Genomic DNA, 21815 nt, shown 5'->3' with positions numbered 1-21815 from the left:
GAAGTAGCTGACGCCGGTATAAGGGACCGGCGTCGGTTCTTACCCTATTACGTGCAGGTCTCAGTGCACCAGCATGCCGGTAAACCAGTAGGCCTGGGCCAGCGTGATCAGCCCGACGATCGTGGCGAAAAACAGGCTGTGCTTGAGGGTGAAGCGGAACAGGTCGGATTCTTTGCCGACCAGCCCGGTGGCGGCGCAGGCCACGGCGATTGATTGTGGTGAGATCATTTTGCCGGTCACGCCGCCGCTGGTGTTCGCGGCCACCAGCAGCGTGTCGTTGACGCCGATCTGGTGCGCGGTGGTGGCTTGCAGCGAGCTGAACAAGGCGTTGGAGGATGTGTCGGAGCCTGTCAGGAAAACCCCCAGCCAGCCAAGGAACGGCGAGAAGAACGGGAAGGCTGCGCCGGTGCCGGCCAATACCAAGGCCATGGTCGAGGACATGCCGGAGTAGTTGGTGACAAAGGCGAATGCCAACACCATGCCGATAGACAAGATTGGCCAGCGCAGTTCGTAAAAGGTCTCTTTAAAAGTGGTAAGACCAGTTTTTATGTCGATCTTCAGGACCAGCATTGAGATCAGGGCAGAGAAGAAGATCGCGGTGCCGGTCGCTGAAATCGGGTCCAGCTTGAAGACGGCCGCAACGGCGGTCGGGGCGGTGACGATCGGCGCGACTTTGACCACCAATTGGTCCAGATGTGGGATCGCGAAGTTGAACACCCAGCTGTACATCGACCCGCCGGCGGCGAACATCGCCTTGAACGGTTTGAGGGTCCAGATGGTGACGAGTACGGTGAGGATCAGGAACGGCGACCAGGCTTTGAAGATCTGGCCCAAGCTGTAAGGCGAGGCGACGGTGCTGCGGGGTAAGCCGAAGCCGCCGGCGCTGGCGGTGATCGCTACGCCGGAGGTGGCGCCGGCAATCTGCGCGCCTGCGGTGCGCTTGGGTTGCCAGACTTTCAGAAATAGGGTGAGGGAAATCAGGCTGGCCAGGGCCGAGGTGATGTCCGGCAGTTCGGGGCCGATGAAGTTGGAGGTGAAGTATTGGGTGATAGCAAAGCTCAAGCCTGCCACCAGTGCTGCCGGCCAGGTTTCGCGCACGCCGCGCAGGCCGTCCATCATGAACACTAGCCAGAACGGCACGAACAGTGACAGCAGGGGCAGTTGCCGGCCTGTCATGGCGCCAATCTTGAACGCATCGATGCCGGTCACTTGGCCGGCAACGATGATCGGGATGCCCAGGGCGCCGAAGGCAACGGGCGCGGTGTTGGCAATCAGGCACAGCCCGGCTGCGTACAGCGGGTTGAAACCCAGGCCTACCAGCAATGCGGCGGTGATCGCCACGGGAGCGCCGAAGCCGGCGGCACCTTCGAGGAAGGCCCCGAAGCAGAAGCCGATCAGCAGGACTTGCAGGCGCTGGTCGTCAGTGATCGACAGGACTGAGCTGCGAATGATCTCGAACTGGCCGCTCTTGACGGTGAGTTTGTAGAGGAACACGGCCGCGACGATGATCCACGCGATAGGCCAGAGGCCATAGGCGAAGCCATAACCGGCGGCTGCGAACGCCATGTCCACCGGCATCTGGAAGGCAAAGATTGCGACCAGGATCGACAGCGCGAGCGTGATGCTGCCAGCTACATGGCCTTTGAGGCGGAACACGGCCAGGGCCAGGAAGAAGAATACGATCGGAATGACGGCGGCCAATGCGGACAGGCCGAGGCTGCCGAGTGGGCTGTAGAGCTGTTGCCAGGTTTGCATATGGGGTGGCCCCTGATTGTTGTTGTTTGGTCAGCTTGGGTAATTGGTAATACCAATTTACAATCGCTGTCGGCTAGGTTAAAAGCCTTCGGAAGATGTGTCAATTTGCCGCCTGCGAAACTTTGGTCGTAGGTCGCTGCTGGAAGCCTCTGATCGGGTAAAACGAAGGTGTTCTGATAGGTGCTGGAAGTTTGGCGATAGGCCAGAATAAAGGGCCCGGCGAGTGGTCGGGATGGTGGAGAGCGAGTTATGGGGTTTGATCAGGTGCGTCAGCGCCGTTTGTCTGACGATATTGTCGAGCAACTTGAGGGCATGATTCTCGAGGGCACGTTGAAGTCGGGCGAGCGCTTGCCGGCCGAGCGCGCCTTGGCTGAGCGGTTTGGCGTATCGCGCCCATCGTTGCGGGAGGCTATCCAGAAGCTGGCGGCCAAAGGGCTGTTGGTGAGTCGTCAGGGCGGCGGCAATTATGTCGCAGAGTCCCTGGGGTCGACCTTCAGCGATCCGCTGCTGCACTTGCTGGAAAACAACCCTGAAGCGCAGCGCGACCTGCTGGAGTTTCGTCAGACGCTTGAAGCGTCCTGTGCCTATTACGCCGCGTTGCGTGCGACCGAAGTCGATCGCGAGCGGCTGACCGCTGCGTTTGATGCCCTTCAGGATTGCTACACCCGTGTCGACGAAGTGAGCCGGGCCGAGGAGGGGGTGGCGGATGCGAGGTTCCACTTGGCAATTGCCGAGGCCAGCCATAATGCGGTGTTGCTGCACACCATTCGCGGTTTGTTCGACCTGCTCAAGCGTAACGTGGTGACCAACATTGGTGGCATGTACCAGCAGCGTACGGAAACCCGCGACATGCTGATCAGTCAGCACCGGGATTTGTACCTGGCGATTATCGAAGGGCGGGCCGAGCAGGCGCGAGAAGTCTCAACGCGTCATTTGGAGTATGTGCAGGAGGTGTTGGAGGAAGTGCGTCAGGAGGTTCAGCGGGTAGCGCGTGCGGAGCGGCGTAAAGGAATGTAGCCGAGGGGTTACCCAGGGCTACATCGTGGCAACGGCTATTCTTCCTTGCCTTTGTTGCGTACCGCGCGGTGCAGCTCGCGGTTGGAATCGCGCTCGCGCTCGGTATCACGCTTGTCGTATTCCTTCTTGCCCTTGCCCAGGGCGATCTCGCACTTGACCAGATGCTTGCTCCAATACCAGGACAGGCAGATGCAGGCATAGCCCTTCTGCTGTACGGCGGCAGCGAGTTTTTCCAGTTCGCGGGCATTGAGCAATAGCTTGCGCGTGCGCACCGGGTCGGCAATCACGTGGGTGCTCGCGGTGGTCAGCGGGGTGATATGACTGCCGAGCAGCCATGCCTCGCCATCTTTGAGCAGTACGTAGCTGTCGACCAGTTGCAGCTTGCTGGCGCGCAGACTTTTTACTTCCCAGCCGGCCAGGACCAGACCAGCCTCGAAACGATGTTCGATGAAGTAATCGTGTCGCGCCTTTTTATTTTGCGCGATGGTCCCTGTGGGGTGTTTCTTTTGTTTAGCCATAGGGGCGGCATTATAGGGAGTTGCGAGCGTATCGGCTACGGTCAACCTGCGTGCTTGAGCGTGTTGGACGAATCCCGGACAATGCGGGCAGTTCTTTGGTTTTTTTCTCTCGCGAATCGGCCTGTTCTTTCGCGATGTTTGCTGCTCAGCTGTGGAAATAACGCACACATGACGACGCATATTCAACGCTCGGCCCTGCTGCCTTACCCGGCGCAGGCGCTATATGACCTGGTCAACGACGTGGCGCGTTACCCGGAATTCTTGCCGTGGTGCTCCACCGCCGAAGTGTTGGAAGGCAGTGAGGAGCACATGGTCGCCAGTGTCGGGGTGGCCAAGGGTGGCCTTAGCCAGCATTTTGTGACGCGCAATGTGCTGGTGCCGGGCAAGTCCATTGAAATGAATCTGCAGGAAGGGCCATTTACCCAACTGCACGGCGTGTGGGTGTTCAAGGCGCTGACCGACAAGGCTTGCAAGATCAGTCTGGACCTCTCGTTCGATTACGCGGGGCCGATTGTGCGCGCGACGTTGGGGCCTTTGTTCAATCAGGCGGCCAACACCTTGGTCGATGCATTCTGCCAGCGAGCCAAGCAACTGCATGGTTGAGATTGAGGTGGTGTACGCCGCTGTTGATCGTCAGGTTCTGTTGGCGGTTGCGGTGGCGCCGGGAACCAGTCTGCGAGCCGCGGTGCTGGCGTCGGGGATGGCGGCGCAATTTCCTGGAGTGGACCTGGCGGGCTGCCCTTTGGGGGTCTTCGGCAAGGTAGTCGCAGACGCTGATGCGCGCGCTGTGCAAGCGGGGGATCGTATTGAAATCTACCGCCCCTTGCTGGTAGACCCTAAGGAAGTCCGCAGGCTACGTGCGGCCAAGGCGGCGCTGGCCAAGCAGCAGTCTTTATAAAGTCGCCAAACCACAGGCAACAAAAAGCCCGGCATGCCGGGCTTTTTGTTGAGCACCACGAAGTTACTGCGGGCTGGTGTCCAGAGGCTGAGGCGTCGGGACTGGAACGGTTTCGACCCCGTCGACGTCCTTCTGGATCTTGTCGAGCAAGGACCCAGGCTTGGCCGGTACTTCGGACTTCGGCTTCTCGCTTTCCTGCGCTGGCGCGGTCACGTTAGTGCCGTTGTCCTTGCCGAGCAGGGCTTCGTCACGGCTTACGCCAGGCATGAAGTCGCCGGACAGGCTGACGAGCTGGTCATTGCCATTGAAAATGACGCTGACGCGCTCCTGTTGGCGTTCACCGCCACCAGGCTGGAGGCTATAGAGATAATCCCAGCGATCGGCATGGAAAGTGTCGGTCAGCAGGGGATTGCCCATGATAAACCTTACTTGCCGTCGGGTCATTCCCGGGCGTAACTGGTCTATCATGTCCTGCGTGACGACATTGCCCTGCTGGATGTCGATTTTGTAAACCCCGGGGAATGAACAACCGGCGAGTGCGAGCAGTCCCACAAAGGTGAAACTGGTTAGCAAGAGCTTGGTGTTTTGCATCGGTGGGCGACTTCCACTATCTTGGCTGGGACAACGTAAACGCCGATCATACCCGTATTAAGAGAAGCTGCGAAGCAGCATCCGCGAGAAAGCTAACCATGGTTGAAAATAGCGAACTACGCAAAGCCGGTCTTAAAGTGACTCTGCCACGAGTCAAGATTCTACAAATGCTCGATTCTGCTGAGCAGCGTCACATGAGTGCCGAGGATGTTTACAAGGCGCTGATGGAGTCTAACGAGGATGTCGGCCTGGCCACGGTTTACCGTGTACTGACCCAGTTTGAAGCCGCAGGGCTGGTGGTTCGTCATAATTTCGACGGCGGTCATGCGGTGTTCGAATTGGCTGACGGTGGTCATCACGATCACATGGTTGACCTGGATACCAACGAGGTTATCGAGTTCACCAGCCCCGAAATCGAAGCGCTGCAGCATAAGATTGCTGAAGAGCATGGCTTCGATCTGGTCGACCACAATCTGGTGTTGTACATCCGTAAGAAAAAGTAAAAACGACGCAGAATTGCTCTGCGAAACGATCGAAGGCGACCTTAGGGTCGCCTTCGTGCTTTCTATAGGAGAGGTATTCAGGCCTTGGCGGCTACAACCATTTTTTTGGCGTGAGCCAAAGACTCTTTGGTCAAGTCTATCCCGCCGAGCATTCGCGCCACTTCTTCCACTCGCTCCGACTTGTTCAGCTTGGATACCGCAGTATGTGTCGCATCGCTGCCTCTTACCTTGTGCACAAACAAGTGCTGGTGCCCTTGGGCTGCCACTTGTGGCAGGTGCGTGACCGTAAGCACCTGGCCCCGGTCCCCCAGGCGGCGCAACAGCTGGCCAACAATTTCCGCAGTCGGCCCGCCGATACCGACGTCAACTTCGTCGAATACCAATGTCGGTACCCGTGAGGTTTGCGCGGTAATCACCTGGATCGCCAGGCTGATTCGCGACAGCTCGCCACCAGACGCCACTTTTGCCAGTGCCTTGAGCGGTTGGCCTGGGTTGGCGCTGACCAGTAGTTCTACCTGTTCCAGTCCGTGGGGCTGCAGCTCATGGCCGGCGTTGGCGCGCAGCTCAATGGTGAAGCGCCCACCCGGCATGCCCAGGCGCTGAATTTCCTGCTCTACGGCGCTGGCCAGGCTTGTGGCGGCCTGTTGGCGCAGGTCGCTCAGTTCCCGGGCTTTCTCTTGATAGTGGCGGGCAAAAGAGGTGAGCTCTTCGCCCAGTCGCTCAATGGATTCGTCATTGGCATTCAACGTCTCGATTTCATCGAGCAGTTTTTGCTGCATCGTTGCCACTTCAGTGGGCTGGATTCGATGTTTGCGCGCCAGGGTATAGATGGTGTCCAGGCGCTCTTCTATTTCTTGCAGGCGCGCCGGGTCGGCATCGAAGTGGTCCAGAAAACGATTCAGTTCGCCCACAGCCTCCTCGACTTGTATTTGCGCACTGGTCAGCAGCGTGGTCGCCTCGCTTAGCGACCCCGAGGCGCTATTTACGCTGGATAGCCGATTGAGGCTGGCGGTAAGTGCGTTGAGCACATTGCCAGAATCGCTTTCGCTGCATTGCTCCACCACCTGGCGGCAGATACCCAGCAGGGTTTCGGCATTGGTCAGGTTTTTGTGTTCCTGCTCCAGTTGCTCCAGCTCCGTCTCGCCAAGACCCAGGCTTTCCAATTCTTCAAGCTGGTAGCTGAGAAGTTGATGCCGAGCACGTTGTTCATCGCCCGAGTTGGAGAGGCGTTCCAGCTCTTGGCGCGTTTGGCGCCAGCGTTGGGCAGCCAACTGGACTTGGCGCGCAAGGTCAGTGGCGCCTGCGTATTCATCGAGCAGCCGGCGATGGGTATCGGTTTTGAGCAGTGACTGGTGTTCGTGCTGGCTGTGGATGTCGATCAACAACTCGCCCAGGGCTTTCAAATCGCCAAGAGGGCAGGGGGTGCCGTTGATGTAGCCGCGGGAGCGCCCTTCGGCGGTGATGACCCGGCGCAGAATGCAGGGGCCTTCATTATTGAGGTCGCGCTCGGTCAGCCAGGTTTCGGCTTCGGGAATGTCTGATAGATCGAAGGTGGCGAGGATGTCGGCCTTTTCTGCACCGGGGCGCACTACGCCACTGTCGGCGCGGTCGCCCAGGGTCAGGCCCAGGGCGTCGAGCATGATCGACTTGCCGGCGCCGGTTTCGCCTGTGATTACGCTCATCCCGCGATCCAGTTCGAGATCCAGATGTTCAACGATGGCGTAGTTATGTACAGACAGGTGCACGAGCATGACGGCCGCTCCCAGATGTTAGGTCTGGTTATTTATACAGTGTTTTGTCTGGAGCTGACAATCCTCGCGCTTAGCTCGATTCGTTTGATGTGAACGTTTTTTAAGCGCGACGGGGAATGTAAGGAGCAGGAATTGATCCTGGGCACCGGAAAGACTTTTGCTGACGTTCGCGCTCTTGAACCTGGAAATTGTGACCCCATATACCGGAACAGAAGCGCGAGTTGAGCTCGTGCATGATTTTGAAAGGAGAAAACTATGGCTGACGAACAGACGCAGGATACGCAAGCTCCAGACGCCAATTCGGCCGTCGGTGATGAACTGGCAACTCGCGTGCAAGTGCTCGAAGAGCAGTTGGTCGCTGCGCAGGATCAGTCTTTGCGTGTTGCCGCCGATCTGCAGAACGTCCGCCGCCGTGCCGAGCAGGATGTAGAAAAAGCGCACAAGTTCGCGCTGGAAAAATTTGCCAGTGATTTGCTGCCGATCATCGACAGCCTGGAGCGTGGTCTTGAGCTGTCCAACCCGGACGACGAAAACATCCGTCCGATGCGCGAAGGGATCGAGCTGACGCTGAAAATGTTCCAGGACACCCTGAAGCGTTATCAGTTGGAAGCCATCGATCCGCAAGGCGGCGAGCCATTCAATGCTGAACATCACCAGGCAATGGCCATGCAGGAAAGCCATGACCTTGAGCCAAACAGCGTGTTGAAAGTGTTCCAGAAGGGTTATCTGCTCAACGGCCGCTTGCTGCGCCCGGCGATGGTAGTGGTGAGCAAGGCTCCTGCACCCGTTTCGCCTTCTATTGATGAGCAGGCTTGAAATCTGCCGCAAGGCCCCCATTTATAAGTCAAGCGTTTAAGTGCTACCGCAGTTAGCCACCACTGCTGCGGCAACCAAATTCAAGTTTCGGGAGAGTAAATCATGGGCAAAATCATCGGTATCGACCTGGGGACCACCAACTCCTGCGTCTCCGTCATGGAAAACGGCAAAGCCAAAGTTATCGAAAACGCCGAAGGTGCGCGTACTACGCCGTCGATCATTGCTTACGCCAACGATGGCGAGATCCTCGTTGGTCAGTCGGCCAAGCGTCAGGCTGTCACCAACCCGCACAACACCCTGTACGCGGTAAAGCGTCTGATCGGTCGTAAGTTCGACGAAGAAGTCGTACAAAAAGACATCAAGATGGTGCCGTACAAAATCGCCAAGGCTGACAATGGTGACGCCTGGGTTGAAGTAAACGGCAACAAAATGTCTGCACCGCAGATCTCGGCTGAAGTCTTGAAAAAGATGAAGAAGACAGCCGAAGACTATCTGGGCGAAGCCGTCACCGAGGCGGTGATCACCGTTCCGGCCTATTTTAACGACAGCCAGCGCCAGGCGACCAAAGACGCCGGCCGCATCGCGGGCCTGGACGTAAAACGTATCATCAACGAACCTACCGCGGCTGCTCTGGCCTACGGCATGGACAAGGCCAAGGGCGATCACACCGTGATCGTTTATGACCTGGGTGGCGGTACCTTCGACGTTTCCGTGATCGAGATCGCTGAAGTGGACGGCGAGCACCAGTTCGAAGTGTTGGCCACCAACGGTGACACCTTCCTGGGTGGCGAGGACTTTGACATTCGTCTGATCGACTACCTCGTTGACGAATTCAAGAAAGAAAGCGGCATGAACCTCAAGGGCGACCCGCTGGCGATGCAGCGCCTGAAAGAAGCTGCCGAGAAAGCCAAGATCGAACTGTCTTCCGCTCAGTCGACCGACGTGAACCTGCCGTACATCACTGCAGACGCCACGGGTCCTAAGCACTTGAACGTGAAAATTTCCCGCGCCAAGCTGGAAGCGCTCGTTGAAGACTTGGTGCAGCGCACCATCGAGCCTTGCCGTATCGCACTGAAAGACGCCGGTATCGACGTTGGCTCCATCAATGACGTCATCCTCGTTGGTGGTCAGACTCGTATGCCGCTGGTGCAGCAGAAAGTCACCGAGTTCTTCGGTAAAGAAGCGCGTAAAGATGTGAACCCGGACGAAGCAGTTGCCATGGGTGCTGCCATCCAGGGCGCGGTATTGGCCGGTGACGTGAAAGACGTGCTGCTGCTGGACGTCAGCCCGCTGACCCTGGGTATCGAAACCATGGGCGGCGTGATGACTGCGCTGATCGAGAAAAACACCACGATTCCTACCAAGAAATCCCAGGTGTTCTCGACGGCTGATGACAACCAGGGCGCTGTGACCATCCACGTGCTGCAAGGTGAGCGTAAGCAGGCTGCGCAGAACAAGTCCCTGGGCAAGTTCGACTTGGCCGAGATTCCACCGGCTCCACGTGGCGTGCCGCAAATCGAAGTGACCTTCGACATCGATGCCAACGGCATCCTGCACGTCGGCGCGAAAGACAAGGCGACCGGCAAAGAGCAGAAGATCACCATCAAGGCCAACTCCGGTCTGTCTGATGAAGAAATTCAACAGATGATTCGTGATGCTGAAGCCAACGCCGAAGCGGATGCCAAGTTCGCAGAGCTGGCCGGTGCGCGTAACCAGGGTGATGCGCTTGTTCACTCGACGCGCAAAATGGTTGCGGATGCTGGCGACAAAGTGACCGCTGAAGAGAAGACCGCGATTGAAGCTGCCGTGGTTGCCCTGGAAGCTGCCATCAAGGGCGACGACAAGGCCGCCATCGAAGCCAAGGTCGAGGAGTTGTCGAAAGTCTCCGCGCCGGTTGCCCAAAAGATGTACGCCGAGCAAGGCCAGCCGGCTGAAGGTGCTGCGCAGCAAGCAGAGCCTGAAGCCAAGCATGATGACGTTGTCGATGCTGAGTTTGAAGAAGTCAAAGACCACAAGTAAGTTGGTCGCCCGGTTGACCGCTGTCCAGCGGTGACTGGTAGGATGTCGCCGCGCGGGAGCTTGCTCCCGCGTTGGTGTGTCTGGGGTATGCGAATTTTTACAGCATGCGACAACGTTCGGATGCTGGCGGTGTGATCGGGAATGCTCCTGCTTTCCGAGCAATAAATACCGCTTTTTTGGCCGGGTCCCTGGCTAAAAGCAGTAATGTCCAGGATCGTTGAATTGACGTGAGTTGGGTCCGGGCCTGTATTGGGGCTCAACGAGTTTGGCGAGGCTCAGGAGGGTCTGGCTGAACGTCCTTAAGAGTGCAAAGACTTATGGCAAAGCGTGACTATTACGAAGTATTGGGTGTGGAGCGTGGCTCCAGCGAGGCGGACCTGAAAAAGGCTTACCGTCGCCTGGCGATGAAGCATCACCCAGACCGTAATCCGGATAGCAAAGAATCCGAAGAAATGTTCAAGGAGGCCAACGAGGCCTACGAATGCCTGTCTGATCCCAACAAACGTGCGGCCTACGACCAGTATGGCCATGCTGGTGTCGATCCAAGCATGGGCGGCGGCGGTGCCGGTTTTGGTGGTCAGAATTTCTCCGATATTTTTGGCGATGTATTCAGCGACTTCTTCGGTGGTGGTCGGGGTGGCCAGCGTGGTGGCGCCCAGCGTGGCAGCGACTTGCGCTACACCCTTGAGCTGAACCTGGAAGAAGCCGTGCGCGGTACCAGCGTCAATATCCGTGTGCCGACGCTGGTGAACTGCAAGCCGTGCGACGGTTCGGGTGCCAAAAAAGGCTCCGCGCCGATTACGTGTCCGACCTGTGGCGGTATTGGCCAGGTGCGGATGCAGCAGGGCTTCTTCTCGGTGCAGCAGACCTGCCCGCGCTGCCATGGCCAGGGCAAAATCATTTCCGATCCGTGCGACTCCTGCCACGGCGAAGGTCGTGTCGAAGAGTACAAGACGTTGTCGGTGAAAGTGCCGGCCGGCGTGGATACCGGGGATCGTATTCGTCTGTCGGGCGAAGGCGAGGCGGGTGCTCAGGGTGGCCCAACGGGCGACCTGTACGTGGTGATCAATGTGCGCGAGCATTCGATCTTCCAGCGCGACGGCAAGCACCTGTTCTGTGAAGTGCCAATCAGCTTTGTCGATGCGGCCTTGGGTGGCGAGCTGGAGATCCCGACTCTTGATGGTCGCGTGAAGCTCAAGATCCCTGAGGGGACGCAGACCGGCAAGCAGTTCCGTATTCGCGGCAAGGGCGTTGCCCCGGTGCGTGGCGGCGGTGCTGGCGACCTGATGTGTCGGGTGGCGGTGGAGACACCGGTCAATCTGAATCGCCGTCAACGCGAGCTGCTTGAGGAGTTTCGCAGTTCGCTGGAAGGCGACGACACCCATTCGCCGAAAACCACTGGCTTCTTCGAAGGCGTGAAGCGCTTCTTCGGCGACCTGTAAGGAAGTGAGTATGCGACGTATAGCCGTAATGGGTGCCGCCGGGCGCATGGGCAAAACATTGGTCGAGGCGGTGCAGCAGCGCTCGCCGGCCTCGGGGCTGACAGCGGCCATTGTTCGCCCTGGCAGCACGTTGATCGGTGCGGACGCCGGTGAGTTGGCCTCGTTGGGTCGTATCGGGGTGTCGATGTCCGGCAGTCTTGAGCAGGTGGTTGAGGAGTTCGACGTACTGATCGATTTCACCTTGCCCGACGTCATGCTCAAAAATCTTGCATTCTGCCGCAAGGCAGGCAAGGCCATGGTCATTGGTACCACCGGCTTGACGGCTGAGCAAAAGCAATTGCTGGTGGAGGCGGGCAAGGATATCCCTGTCGTCTTCGCCGCCAACTTCAGTGTCGGCGTGAACCTGTCGCTCAAGTTGCTGGATATGGCGGCTCGTGTGCTTGGGGATGAAGCGGATATCGAGATCATCGAAACTCATCACCGTCACAAGATCGATGCCCCGTCCGGGACTGCGCTGCGTATGGGAGAAGCGATTGCCGATGCGCTGGGTCGCGACCTGTCGAAGGTGGCGGTGTACGGTCGTGAAGGTCATACCGGCGCACGTGCGCGTGACACCATTGGTTTTGCAACTGTTCGCGGTGGTGATGTGGTGGGTGACCATACCGTGCTGTTCGCCACAGAAGGCGAGCGGCTGGAAATCACTCATAAGGCCTCCAGCCGCATGACATTTGCCAAGGGCGCGGTGCGTGCGGCGCTCTGGTTGGAAGGTCGCGAACCTGGCCTGTACGACATGCGCGATGTGCTGGATTTGCACTAATCAGTAGCTAAAACAGGGCCTCGGGATTATCCTGAGGCCCCGTTTTTACCCGCTAAGCGACGCCCTGTCGCATTCTCCTGCCTTTAAGGCTCTTTAGCGGTGGACCAAAAAACCCTTTTTCTGTAAGCTACAGCTTTAGTGTGTCCACTAAAAGCGCGCAGAATAATTCAGTGAAGAAGCGGGGTGACGTGTCCATACGTCACTCCGCTTTTTTACAACCTGCGATCGCCCTTTCAGGCTTTATTTACGGGAGGTCTTCTTGACTAAGCCAGCCATACTCGCCCTTGCTGATGGCAGCATTTTTCGCGGCGAAGCCATTGGAGCCGACGGTCAGACCGTTGGAGAGGTGGTGTTTAACACCGCCATGACCGGCTATCAGGAAATCCTTACCGATCCTTCCTACGCCCAACAGATTGTTACCCTGACCTATCCGCACATCGGCAACACCGGTACTACGCCGGAAGACGTCGAGTCTGATCGTGTCTGGTCGGCCGGCCTGGTGATCCGTGACTTGCCGCTGGTTGCAAGCAACTGGCGTAACACGATGTCGCTGTCGGACTACCTGAAAGCCAACAACGTTGTGGCGATTGCCGGTATCGATACGCGCCGCCTCACGCGCATCCTGCGTGAAAAAGGCTCGCAGAACGGCTGCATCATGGTCGGCGACGATATTTCCGAAGAGGCGGCGATTGCCGCGGCGCAAGGCTTCCCTGGCCTGAAAGGCATGGACCTGGCGAAAGTCGTCAGCACCAAGGAACAGTACGAGTGGCGCTCCACCGTCTGGGATCTGAAGACTGACAGCCACGCGACCATCGAGTCCGCGGACCTGCCTTACCACGTTGTCGCTTATGACTACGGTGTGAAGTACAACATCCTGCGCATGCTGGTCGAGCGTGGCTGTCGCGTTACCGTGGTGCCGGCGCAAACGCCTGCCAGCGACGTACTGGCCCTGCAGCCGGACGGTGTGTTCCTGTCCAACGGGCCGGGTGACCCGGAACCTTGCGACTATGCCATCCAGGCAATCAAGGAAGTGCTGGATACCGAGATTCCGGTATTCGGTATCTGCCTCGGCCACCAGTTGCTGGCCCTGGCCTCCGGCGCCAAAACCCTGAAAATGGGTCACGGCCATCATGGTGCCAACCATCCCGTGCAAGACCTGGACACCGGCGTTGTAATGATCACCAGCCAGAACCACGGTTTTGCGGTGGATGAGGCGACTTTGCCGGGCAACGTCCGCGCCATTCACAAGTCGCTGTTCGACGGCTCCCTGCAAGGCATCGAGCGCACCGACAAGAGCGCGTTCAGCTTCCAGGGCCACCCTGAAGCCAGCCCGGGCCCGAACGACGTCGCGCCGCTGTTCGACCGTTTCATCAATGAGATGGCCAAGCGACGCTGAGTGAGCGGCCTGCGGGCGGCCCCGAACCTCGGTGGCCCCCGCTGGCTCTTCAAAGATTGTTCAAGACGGCTTGCCGACTGACCTGCGGATTTGAGTGACAAACCCATGCCAAAACGTACAGACATAAAAAGCATCCTGATTCTCGGCGCTGGCCCGATTGTGATCGGCCAGGCCTGCGAATTCGACTACTCCGGCGCCCAGGCCTGTAAAGCCCTGCGCGAAGAGGGCTACCGCGTCATCCTGGTGAACTCCAACCCGGCCACCATCATGACCGACCCGGACATGGCCGACGCCACCTACATCGAACCGATCAAATGGCAGACCGTTGCCAAGATCATCGAAAAAGAGCGCCCGGACGCGTTGTTGCCAACCATGGGTGGCCAGACTGCCCTGAACTGCGCCCTGGACCTGGAGCGCGAAGGCGTCCTGGAGAAGTTTGGCGTAGAGATGATCGGCGCCAACGCCGATACCATCGACAAAGCTGAAGACCGCTCGCGTTTCGACAAAGCCATGAAGTCCATCGGCCTTGACTGCCCGCGTTCCGGAATCGCCCACAGCATGGAAGAGGCCAACGCGGTTCTCGAAAAACTGGGCTTCCCGTGCATTATCCGTCCGTCCTTCACCATGGGCGGCACCGGCGGTGGCATTGCTTACAACCGTGAAGAGTTCGAAGAAATCTGCGCCCGTGGTCTGGATCTGTCGCCGACCAAAGAGCTGCTGATCGACGAGTCCCTGATCGGCTGGAAAGAGTATGAGATGGAGGTTGTCCGCGACAAAAAGGACAACTGCATCATCGTCTGCTCCATCGAAAACTTCGACCCGATGGGTGTGCACACCGGCGATTCGATCACCGTTGCTCCGGCGCAGACCCTGACGGACAAGGAATACCAGATCATGCGTAACGCCTCGCTGGCGGTATTGCGTGAGATCGGCGTTGAAACCGGTGGTTCCAACGTTCAGTTTGGCATCTGCCCGGATACCGGCCGCATGGTCGTGATCGAGATGAACCCGCGTGTATCGCGTTCTTCGGCGCTTGCCTCGAAAGCTACTGGCTTCCCGATTGCGCGTATCGCTGCCAAGCTGGCTATCGGCTATACCCTGGACGAGCTGCAAAACGAAATCACGGGCGGCGCTACGCCGGCCTCTTTCGAGCCGTCCATCGACTACGTTGTGACCAAGCTGCCGCGCTTTGCCTTCGAGAAATTCGCCAAGGCTGACGCGCGCCTGACCACCCAGATGAAGTCTGTGGGTGAAGTCATGGCCATCGGCCGCACTTTCCAGGAATCCCTGCAGAAAGCCCTGCGTGGCCTGGAAGTGGGCGTTTGCGGTCTGGACGAGAAGCTTGACCTGAGCAACCCGGAGAGCATGAGCGTGCTCAAGCGCGAGCTGACCGTGCCGGGTGCCGAGCGTATCTGGTACGTGGCTGACGCCTTCCGTGCGGGCATGACCGTCGAAGATATCTTTGGCATGAACATGATTGACCCTTGGTTCCTGGTGCAGATCGAAGATCTGATCAAGGAAGAAGAGAAGGTCAAGACCCTAGGTCTGTCGTCTATCGACCGCGACCTGATGTTCCGCCTCAAGCGCAAAGGCTTCTCCGACCAGCGCCTGGCCAAATTGCTGGGTGTGACCGAGAAAAACCTGCGCACGCATCGCCATAAGCTGGATATCTTTCCGGTCTACAAGCGCGTTGACACCTGCGCCGCCGAATTTGCCACCGACACTGCGTACCTTTACTCCACCTACGAGGAAGAGTGCGAAGCCGCACCGTCGGGCCGCGACAAGATCATTATCCTGGGCGGCGGTCCGAACCGTATCGGCCAGGGCATCGAGTTCGACTATTGCTGCGTACACGCCGCGCTTGCGCTGCGCGAAGACGGGTACGAGACCATCATGGTCAACTGCAACCCGGAAACTGTTTCAACTGACTACGACACGTCCGACCGTTTGTATTTCGAGCCGGTAACGCTGGAAGACGTGCTGGAAATCTGTCGCGTCGAGAAGCCTAAAGGCGTGATCGTCCAGTATGGCGGCCAGACACCGCTGAAACTGGCGCGTGCCCTTGAGGCCGCCGGCGTGCCGATCATCGGTACCAGCCCGGATGCAATCGACCGTGCCGAAGACCGTGAGCGCTTCCAGCAGATGGTTGAGCGCCTGAACCTGCGTCAGCCGCCGAACGCCACCGTGCGCAGCGAAGACGAAGCCATCCGTGCAGCCAGCAAGATCGGCTACCCGTTGGTGGTGCGCCCGTCCTACGTACTGGGCGGTCGTGCGATGGAAATCGTCTACGAGGAAGAAGAGCTCAAGCGTTACCTGCGTGATGCGGTGAAAGTATCCAACGACAGCCCGGTGCTGCTGGATCACTTCCTCAACTGTGCTATCGAAATGGACGTAGATGCGGTCTGCGACGGTACCGACGTGGTGATCGGCGCGATCATGCAGCACATCGAGCAGGCCGGTGTTCACTCCGGTGACTCCGCGTGCTCGCTGCCACCTTACTCGCTGCCGCTGCATATCCAGGACGAGATGCGTGAACAGGTCAAGAAGATGGCGCTGGAGTTGGGCGTGGTCGGCCTGATGAACGTACAGTTGGCGCTGCAAGGCGAAGACATCTACGTCATCGAAGTCAACCCGCGCGCTTCGCGTACCGTGCCGTTCGTTTCCAAGTGCATCGGTGTGTCCCTGGCCATGATCGCTGCCCGCGTGATGGCTGGTAAGACCTTGAAGGAAATCGGCTTCACCAAGGAAATCATCCCGAACTTCTACAGCGTGAAAGAGGCGGTGTTCCCATTCGCCAAATTCCCTGGCGTGGACCCGATCCTGGGCCCAGAGATGAAGTCCACCGGTGAAGTGATGGGCGTGGGCGATACCTTTGGCGAGGCGTTCGCCAAGGCTCAGATGGGCGCAAGCGAAGTGCTGCCGACCGGCGGTACCGCGTTCATCAGCGTGCGTGATGACGACAAGCCACTGGTTGCAGGTGTGGCGCGTGATCTGATCAACTTGGGCTTCGAAGTCGTCGCCACTGCCGGGACCGCCAAGCTGATCGAAGCTGCCGGTCTGAAAGTGCGTCGCGTGAACAAGGTAACGGAAGGCCGTCCGCATGTGGTCGACATGATCAAGAATGACGAAGTCACCCTGATCATCAACACCACCGAAGGTCGCCAGTCGATCGCGGACTCCTACTCCATTCGTCGTAACGCCCTGCAGCACAAGATTTACTGCACCACCACCATTGCTGCTGGCGAAGCTATCTGCGAAGCGCTCAAGTTCGGTCCGGAAAAGACCGTGCGTCGCTTGCAGGATCTACACGCAGGATTGAAGGCATGACCAAATACCCAATGACAGTCCAGGGCTTCAAGGCGCTGGAAGAGGAGCACGCCCATCTGACCAAGGTCGTACGTCCAAAGCTGAGCCAGGACATCGGTACGGCCCGCGAGCTGGGTGACTTAAAGGAAAACGCCGAATACCACGCTGCTCGCGAGCAGCAAGGTATGGTCGAGGCGCGGATCCGTGACATCGAAGGCCGCCTGCAAAATTCGGTGGTGATTGATGTGACGACCATTCCTCGCACCGGCAAGGTGATTTTCGGTACTACCGTGGAAATCGCCAACGTTGAGACTGACGAAAGCGTTGTCTGCCACATCGTTGGAGAGGATGAAGCTGACTTCAAGCTCGGCAAGATCTCTGTGGGTTCACCGCTGGCCCGCGCCTTGATTGCCAAGGAAGAGGGTGATGTGGTGGCCGTCAAGACGCCTGGCGGCGTGATCGAGTACGAGATCGTTGAAGTTCGTCACATCTGAAAGGCGGCGCCCGCTTCGTGCGGGCGCCATGCTTTGGCAGCTTGTCCAGATGTTGTGGGTGGGCGGCCTTTGGCTGTTGCACATCGGTGTATTGCCGGCGCTGGGTCTGATAGGCCTGGCTCCGCTGCTCATCGATGAAATCGATGGATTGCTGAGCGGGTTGCTGGTGGGTTTTTCGGCGGCGTGCGTGACGATCCAGGCATTGGTGCTGGTCAAGGCTGAAGGCTTGGGGAGTTTATGGCGGGATATTCGCGGCCAACTGCTGTTGATGGCGCTGTATGCATGCGCATTGTTTTGCGTATTGCATGTGTGGCTGCCGGAAGCGTTGCGCTGGCAGTTATTCAGCTATCTTGTGCTAGGGTTCTCTGGCTTGGTGCTGATTATGCAGCCTGCACCGGGGTGGAGTGGCGGGGCGCGCGAAGCACGCCCTTGACCCTTTTCATCACTTGAAGCGATGGACGTTCGACAATTGCTTATTGGCGCTGAAATTCTTGCGATACAGCAGCGCCATCTTGCCGATGACTTGAACCAAGTCTGCCTTGCCCACCTTGCACAGTTCTGCAACGGCGGCCAGGCGCGCTTCGCGATCAAGGATATTGACCTTGATCTTGATCAGTTCATGATCATTGAGTGCGCGTTCAAATTCGGCTAACACACCTTCAGTCAAACCGTTGTCTGCCACAATCAGAACTGGTTTCAGATGGTGGCCAATGGATTTGTACTGTTTCTTCTGCTCTTGAGTGAGCGGCATAATCTGACCCCTGCGTCTGATCTTGTAAAAAGCGGCGGCCAGTTTACCCGAGCGAGTCCGGGACCGCCCAGTTAATCACGACCCGTTTTATTTTCGAGGTGGCCCGTGGCCCGTTCCAAAACCAGCCTTAAGTGGCTACAAGAGCATTTCAACGATCCTTACGTCAAAAAGGCGCAAAAGGATGGTTACCGTTCCCGGGCCAGCTACAAGCTGCTGGAGCTGCAGGACAAGGACAAATTGTTTCGCCCCGGCATGAGCGTGATAGACCTGGGCGCTGCGCCGGGTGGCTGGTCCCAGGTGGCCAGTCGTCTGATTGGTGGGCAAGGTCGGTTGATCGCTTCCGATATCCTGGAGATGGACAGCATCCCCGATGTGACCTTCGTGCACGGCGATTTTACCCAGGATGCCGTTCTGGCCGAGATCCTGGAGGCTGTGGGAAATTCACAGGTTGACCTTGTGATTTCCGACATGGCCCCCAATATGAGTGGATTACCGGCTGTTGATATGCCGCGAGCCATGTTCCTTTGCGAGCTGGCGCTGGACCTGGCCGGGCGGGTATTGCGTCCGGGTGGGGATTTCCTGGTCAAGGTCTTCCAAGGGGAAGGCTTCGACGAATATCACAAGAACATCCGCAAGCTGTTCGACAAGGTTCAGATGCGTAAGCCGGACTCTTCCCGAGACCGCTCGCGCGAGCAATACCTGTTGGCGCGGGGGTACCGCGGCATCGAAGGTGCCGCCAGTGATGAGCGTCTTTGAAGGTTTGAAGGGAGTCGATAGGTTTTTTTACATCGCTTTCGTCACGAAGCTTTACGAATATTGTGTAGTCAAAGTTTCACAAAGGGTTACAGACGGCGCCTGCCAGAGTTGTAGGTAATGTAGTAAGTTAGGCCGGTGAATATCATGCGAAGCACGCGCCAGTAGCGGAGCTTGCTTCAGAGGGTAGTTAATTGAACGATATGGCAAAGAATCTGATCCTGTGGTTGATCATCGCGGCTGTCCTTGTGACGGTGATGAACAACTTCTCCAGCCCTAACGAGCCACAGACCCTCAACTATTCCGACTTCATCCAGCAAGTCAAGGATGGCAAGGTAGAGCGCGTGACGGTCGATGGCGCGGTTATCACCGGCAAGCGCAACGATGGCGATGGCTTCAAGACCATTCGCCCGAATATCCCAGACAATGGCTTGATCGGCGACCTGGTGGATAACCACGTGGTTGTCGAGGGCAAGCAGCCTGAGCAGCAGAGCATCTGGACTCAACTGCTTGTAGCCAGCTTTCCTATCCTGGTGATTATTGCTGTGTTCATGTTCTTCATGCGCCAGATGCAAGGCGGTGCTGGAGGCAAGGGCGGGCCGATGAGCTTTGGCAAGAGTAAGGCGCGCCTGCTCTCCGAAGATCAGGTAAAGACTACCCTGGCGGACGTTGCCGGTTGCGACGAAGCCAAGGAGGAAGTCGGCGAACTGGTCGAGTTCCTGCGCGATCCAGGCAAGTTCCAGCGTCTGGGCGGTCGTATTCCCCGTGGCGTACTGATGGTTGGACCTCCGGGTACCGGTAAAACCTTGCTGGCCAAGGCGATTGCCGGCGAGGCCAAGGTGCCGTTCTTCACTATTTCCGGTTCTGACTTCGTAGAAATGTTTGTCGGTGTGGGCGCCAGCCGTGTTCGCGATATGTTCGAGCAGGCCAAGAAGCATGCTCCCTGCATCATTTTTATCGACGAAATCGATGCCGTAGGTCGCCATCGTGGCGCCGGCATGGGTGGCGGTCATGATGAGCGTGAGCAGACTCTCAACCAGTTGCTGGTCGAGATGGATGGCTTCGAAATGAATGACGGCATCATCGTTATTGCCGCAACCAACCGACCAGACGTACTGGACCCGGCGTTGCTGCGTCCAGGCCGTTTCGACCGGCAGGTCGTGGTGGGCTTGCCAGATATTCGTGGGCGTGAGCAGATTTTGAAAGTGCACATGCGCAAAGTGCCAATGGGTGATGACGTAGCCCCAGCGGTGATTGCGCGGGGTACGCCAGGCTTCTCTGGTGCTGACCTGGCCAACCTGGTGAACGAAGCGTCGCTGTTTGCTGCCCGTACCGGCAAGCGCATCGTTGAGATGAAGGAGTTCGAGCTGGCTAAAGACAAGATCATGATGGGCGCTGAGCGTAAATCCATGGTCATGTCTGAAAAAGAGAAGCAGAACACTGCTTATCATGAGGCGGGTCATGCCATTGTCGGTCGCGTAGTGCCTGAGCACGATCCGGTCTACAAAGTGTCGATCATTCCTCGTGGTCGGGCGCTGGGTGTCACCATGTTTCTGCCGGAAGAAGATCGTTACAGCCTCTCCAAGCGTGCGCTGATCAGCCAAATCTGTTCTTTGTATGGCGGTCGTATCGCTGAAGAGATGACCTTGGGTTTCGACGGCGTAACCACCGGCGCTTCCAACGACATCATGCGGGCCAGTCAGATTGCACGAAATATGGTGACGAAATGGGGCTTGTCGGAAAAGCTGGGCCCTCTGATGTATGCCGAGGAAGAAGGTGAAGTGTTCTTGGGGCGTGGCGGTGGCGGTCAGAGTGCCAGCTTCTCCGGTGAAACAGCCAAGCTGATCGACTCCGAAGTGCGCAGCATCATTGACCAGTGCTATGGCACGGCCAAGCAGATCCTGACCGATAACCGCGACAAGCTGGACGCAATGGCTGATGCGCTGATGAAGTACGAAACCATAGATGCCGATCAGATCGATGACATCATGGCGGGTCGCGAGCCTCGTGAGCCTCGCGATTGGGAAGGCGGTTCGGGCACTTCTGGCACCCCGCCAGTCGTTCAGAATGAGCGGCCTGAAACCCCTATCGGCGGCCCTGCAGCTGATCACTAAGGTTTGAAATGACTTCTGTGTTGTCCTCCACCCGGTTGCCTTGCGGCAACCGGGTTCTTGATTTGGCCCATACGCATGTCATGGGCATTCTCAATGTCACCCCCGATTCCTTTTCCGATGGTGGCCGCTTCAGCCAGTTGGATGCCGCGTTACGTCATGCCGAGGCGATGATGAACGCTGGCGCGACCTTGATTGATGTCGGTGGTGAGTCCACCCGGCCGGGCGCTCGCGTAGTTTCTCCTGTGGAGGAGCTTGAGCGAGTGGCTCCAATAGTAGAGCTTATCGCCCGTGAGCTGGATGTGATCATCTCGGTTGATACATCGACGCCTGCCGTGATGCGCGAAACGGCGCGTCTGGGGGCGGGGCTGATCAATGATGTGCGTTCCCTTCAGCGTGACGGCGCCTTGGATGCGGCTGCGGCTACCGGCTTGCCCGTGTGCCTTATGCATATGCTGGGAGAGCCCGGCAATATGCAGGACAGTCCGCACTATGATGATCTCGTTGGTGAAGTAAGTGGGTTTCTTGCTGAAAGGATGACTCAATGTGCCAGCGTAGGAATTGCGCCGGAGAAAATCATCCTTGATCCCGGATTTGGTTTCGCCAAGACCCTGCAACATAACTTAAGCCTGTTCAAGCATATGGAATCCCTGCATGCCCTTGGTCGGCCTTTGTTGGTCGGTGTTTCGCGCAAGAGCATGATAGGGCTCGCGTTGAATCGCCCGGTGGGTGAGCGGCTGTACGGTGGTCTTGCACTGGCAGCGCTTGCGATGACCAAGGGCGCGCGTATTTTGCGTGTACATGACGTCGCCGAAACCGTGGATGTGGTGCGCATGCTTGCCGCAGTAGAATCAGCCGAATAAGAATGATGGAGCAC

The 21815-nt window shown here is 57.9% G+C and carries 20 protein-coding genes; 15 read left to right on the top strand and 5 right to left on the bottom strand.

What is annotated here, in order from left to right:
* Window positions 1-60: 60 nt before the first annotated feature.
* Entirely contained in the window at window positions 61-1755 is a 1695-nt protein-coding gene (locus AB4O25_RS14530; RefSeq protein ID WP_017528809.1) for a lactate permease LctP family transporter, read from the bottom strand.
* Between the two features lie 249 nt (window positions 1756-2004).
* On the opposite strand from AB4O25_RS14530, the gene AB4O25_RS14525 reads away from it, so the two are divergent.
* Entirely contained in the window at window positions 2005-2772 is a 768-nt protein-coding gene (locus AB4O25_RS14525; RefSeq protein ID WP_017528808.1) for an FCD domain-containing protein, read from the top strand.
* 35 nt (window positions 2773-2807) lie between these two features.
* Here the strand turns inward: AB4O25_RS14525 and smpB are convergent, their stop codons facing one another.
* Complete coding sequence (smpB, locus tag AB4O25_RS14520; protein WP_003176160.1) at window positions 2808-3290, bottom strand: SsrA-binding protein SmpB; 483 nt, start codon at window positions 3288-3290, stop codon at window positions 2808-2810.
* A gap of 168 nt (window positions 3291-3458) precedes the next feature.
* On the opposite strand from smpB, the gene AB4O25_RS14515 reads away from it, so the two are divergent.
* Both AB4O25_RS14515 and AB4O25_RS14510 read left to right on the top strand, forming a co-directional pair.
* Window positions 3459-3893: a type II toxin-antitoxin system RatA family toxin gene (locus AB4O25_RS14515; protein ID WP_017528807.1), complete on the top strand. Its 435-nt coding sequence runs from the start codon at window positions 3459-3461 to the stop codon at window positions 3891-3893.
* Window positions 3886-4188, top strand: a complete 303-nt coding sequence (locus AB4O25_RS14510; protein WP_267864373.1) for an RnfH family protein — start codon at window positions 3886-3888, stop codon at window positions 4186-4188. The genes AB4O25_RS14515 and AB4O25_RS14510 overlap by 8 nt, the downstream gene beginning before the upstream one ends.
* Window positions 4189-4251: 63 nt before the next feature.
* On the opposite strand, the gene AB4O25_RS14505 is transcribed toward AB4O25_RS14510, so the two are convergent.
* Window positions 4252-4779, bottom strand: coding sequence for an outer membrane protein assembly factor BamE (locus AB4O25_RS14505; protein WP_017528805.1), 528 nt, complete (start codon window positions 4777-4779; stop codon window positions 4252-4254).
* Between the two features lie 98 nt (window positions 4780-4877).
* On the opposite strand from AB4O25_RS14505, the gene fur reads away from it, so the two are divergent.
* Entirely contained in the window at window positions 4878-5282 is a 405-nt protein-coding gene (gene fur / locus AB4O25_RS14500) for a ferric iron uptake transcriptional regulator (protein WP_003194220.1), read from the top strand.
* Between the two features lie 77 nt (window positions 5283-5359).
* Here the strand turns inward: fur and recN are convergent, their stop codons facing one another.
* Window positions 5360-7033 (bottom strand): DNA repair protein RecN, encoded by a 1674-nt coding sequence (recN, locus tag AB4O25_RS14495; protein WP_017528804.1) that lies wholly within the window; start codon window positions 7031-7033, stop codon window positions 5360-5362.
* 255 nt (window positions 7034-7288) lie between these two features.
* Between recN and grpE the strand changes: the two genes are divergently transcribed.
* From grpE to AB4O25_RS14455, 8 genes are all read left to right on the top strand, one after another.
* Window positions 7289-7849, top strand: a complete 561-nt coding sequence (gene grpE / locus AB4O25_RS14490) for a nucleotide exchange factor GrpE (RefSeq protein WP_065876784.1) — start codon at window positions 7289-7291, stop codon at window positions 7847-7849.
* 102 nt (window positions 7850-7951) lie between these two features.
* Window positions 7952-9868: a molecular chaperone DnaK gene (dnaK, locus tag AB4O25_RS14485; protein ID WP_017528802.1), complete on the top strand. Its 1917-nt coding sequence runs from the start codon at window positions 7952-7954 to the stop codon at window positions 9866-9868.
* A 317-nt stretch (window positions 9869-10185) separates the two neighbouring features.
* The gene (gene dnaJ, locus AB4O25_RS14480) at window positions 10186-11310 is read left to right on the top strand and encodes a molecular chaperone DnaJ (RefSeq protein WP_017528801.1); all 1125 of its coding nucleotides are present in this window, start codon (window positions 10186-10188) and stop codon (window positions 11308-11310) included.
* Between the two features lie 10 nt (window positions 11311-11320).
* Window positions 11321-12127, top strand: coding sequence for a 4-hydroxy-tetrahydrodipicolinate reductase (gene dapB / locus AB4O25_RS14475; RefSeq protein ID WP_017528800.1), 807 nt, complete (start codon window positions 11321-11323; stop codon window positions 12125-12127).
* A gap of 259 nt (window positions 12128-12386) precedes the next feature.
* Window positions 12387-13523 (top strand): glutamine-hydrolyzing carbamoyl-phosphate synthase small subunit, encoded by a 1137-nt coding sequence (gene carA / locus AB4O25_RS14470; RefSeq protein ID WP_017528799.1) that lies wholly within the window; start codon window positions 12387-12389, stop codon window positions 13521-13523.
* A 105-nt stretch (window positions 13524-13628) separates the two neighbouring features.
* Complete coding sequence (gene carB, locus AB4O25_RS14465; protein ID WP_017528798.1) at window positions 13629-16850, top strand: carbamoyl-phosphate synthase large subunit; 3222 nt, start codon at window positions 13629-13631, stop codon at window positions 16848-16850.
* Complete coding sequence (gene greA / locus AB4O25_RS14460; protein WP_460149687.1) at window positions 16847-17323, top strand: transcription elongation factor GreA; 477 nt, start codon at window positions 16847-16849, stop codon at window positions 17321-17323. The genes carB and greA overlap by 4 nt, the downstream gene beginning before the upstream one ends.
* Window positions 17324-17351: 28 nt before the next feature.
* Window positions 17352-17756 carry a hypothetical protein gene (locus AB4O25_RS14455; RefSeq protein WP_017528796.1) on the top strand — a complete coding sequence of 135 codons (405 nt, stop codon included), beginning with the start codon at window positions 17352-17354 and terminating at the stop codon, window positions 17754-17756.
* Window positions 17757-17765: 9 nt separating this feature from the next.
* Here AB4O25_RS14455 and yhbY read toward each other — a convergent pair whose 3' ends face one another.
* Window positions 17766-18074: a ribosome assembly RNA-binding protein YhbY gene (gene yhbY / locus AB4O25_RS14450; RefSeq protein WP_017528795.1), complete on the bottom strand. Its 309-nt coding sequence runs from the start codon at window positions 18072-18074 to the stop codon at window positions 17766-17768.
* Between the two features lie 105 nt (window positions 18075-18179).
* Here yhbY and rlmE point away from each other — a divergent pair, with 105 nt between their 5' ends.
* The 3 genes from rlmE to folP all read left to right on the top strand — a co-directional run bounded on the left by rlmE (window position 18180) and on the right by folP (window position 21801).
* Window positions 18180-18830 (top strand): 23S rRNA (uridine(2552)-2'-O)-methyltransferase RlmE, encoded by a 651-nt coding sequence (gene rlmE / locus AB4O25_RS14445; protein ID WP_017528794.1) that lies wholly within the window; start codon window positions 18180-18182, stop codon window positions 18828-18830.
* Window positions 18831-19030: 200 nt separating this feature from the next.
* A complete protein-coding gene (gene ftsH, locus AB4O25_RS14440) occupies window positions 19031-20941 on the top strand; it encodes an ATP-dependent zinc metalloprotease FtsH (RefSeq protein WP_032883474.1) in 1911 nt (636 codons plus the stop codon).
* Between the two features lie 8 nt (window positions 20942-20949).
* Entirely contained in the window at window positions 20950-21801 is an 852-nt protein-coding gene (folP, locus tag AB4O25_RS14435) for a dihydropteroate synthase (RefSeq protein WP_137220329.1), read from the top strand.
* Window positions 21802-21815: the final 14 nt, after the last annotated feature.

The organism is Pseudomonas sp. S3_A03, assembly GCF_054668275.1.
This window is presented reverse-complemented; position numbering and strand designations above follow the sequence as displayed.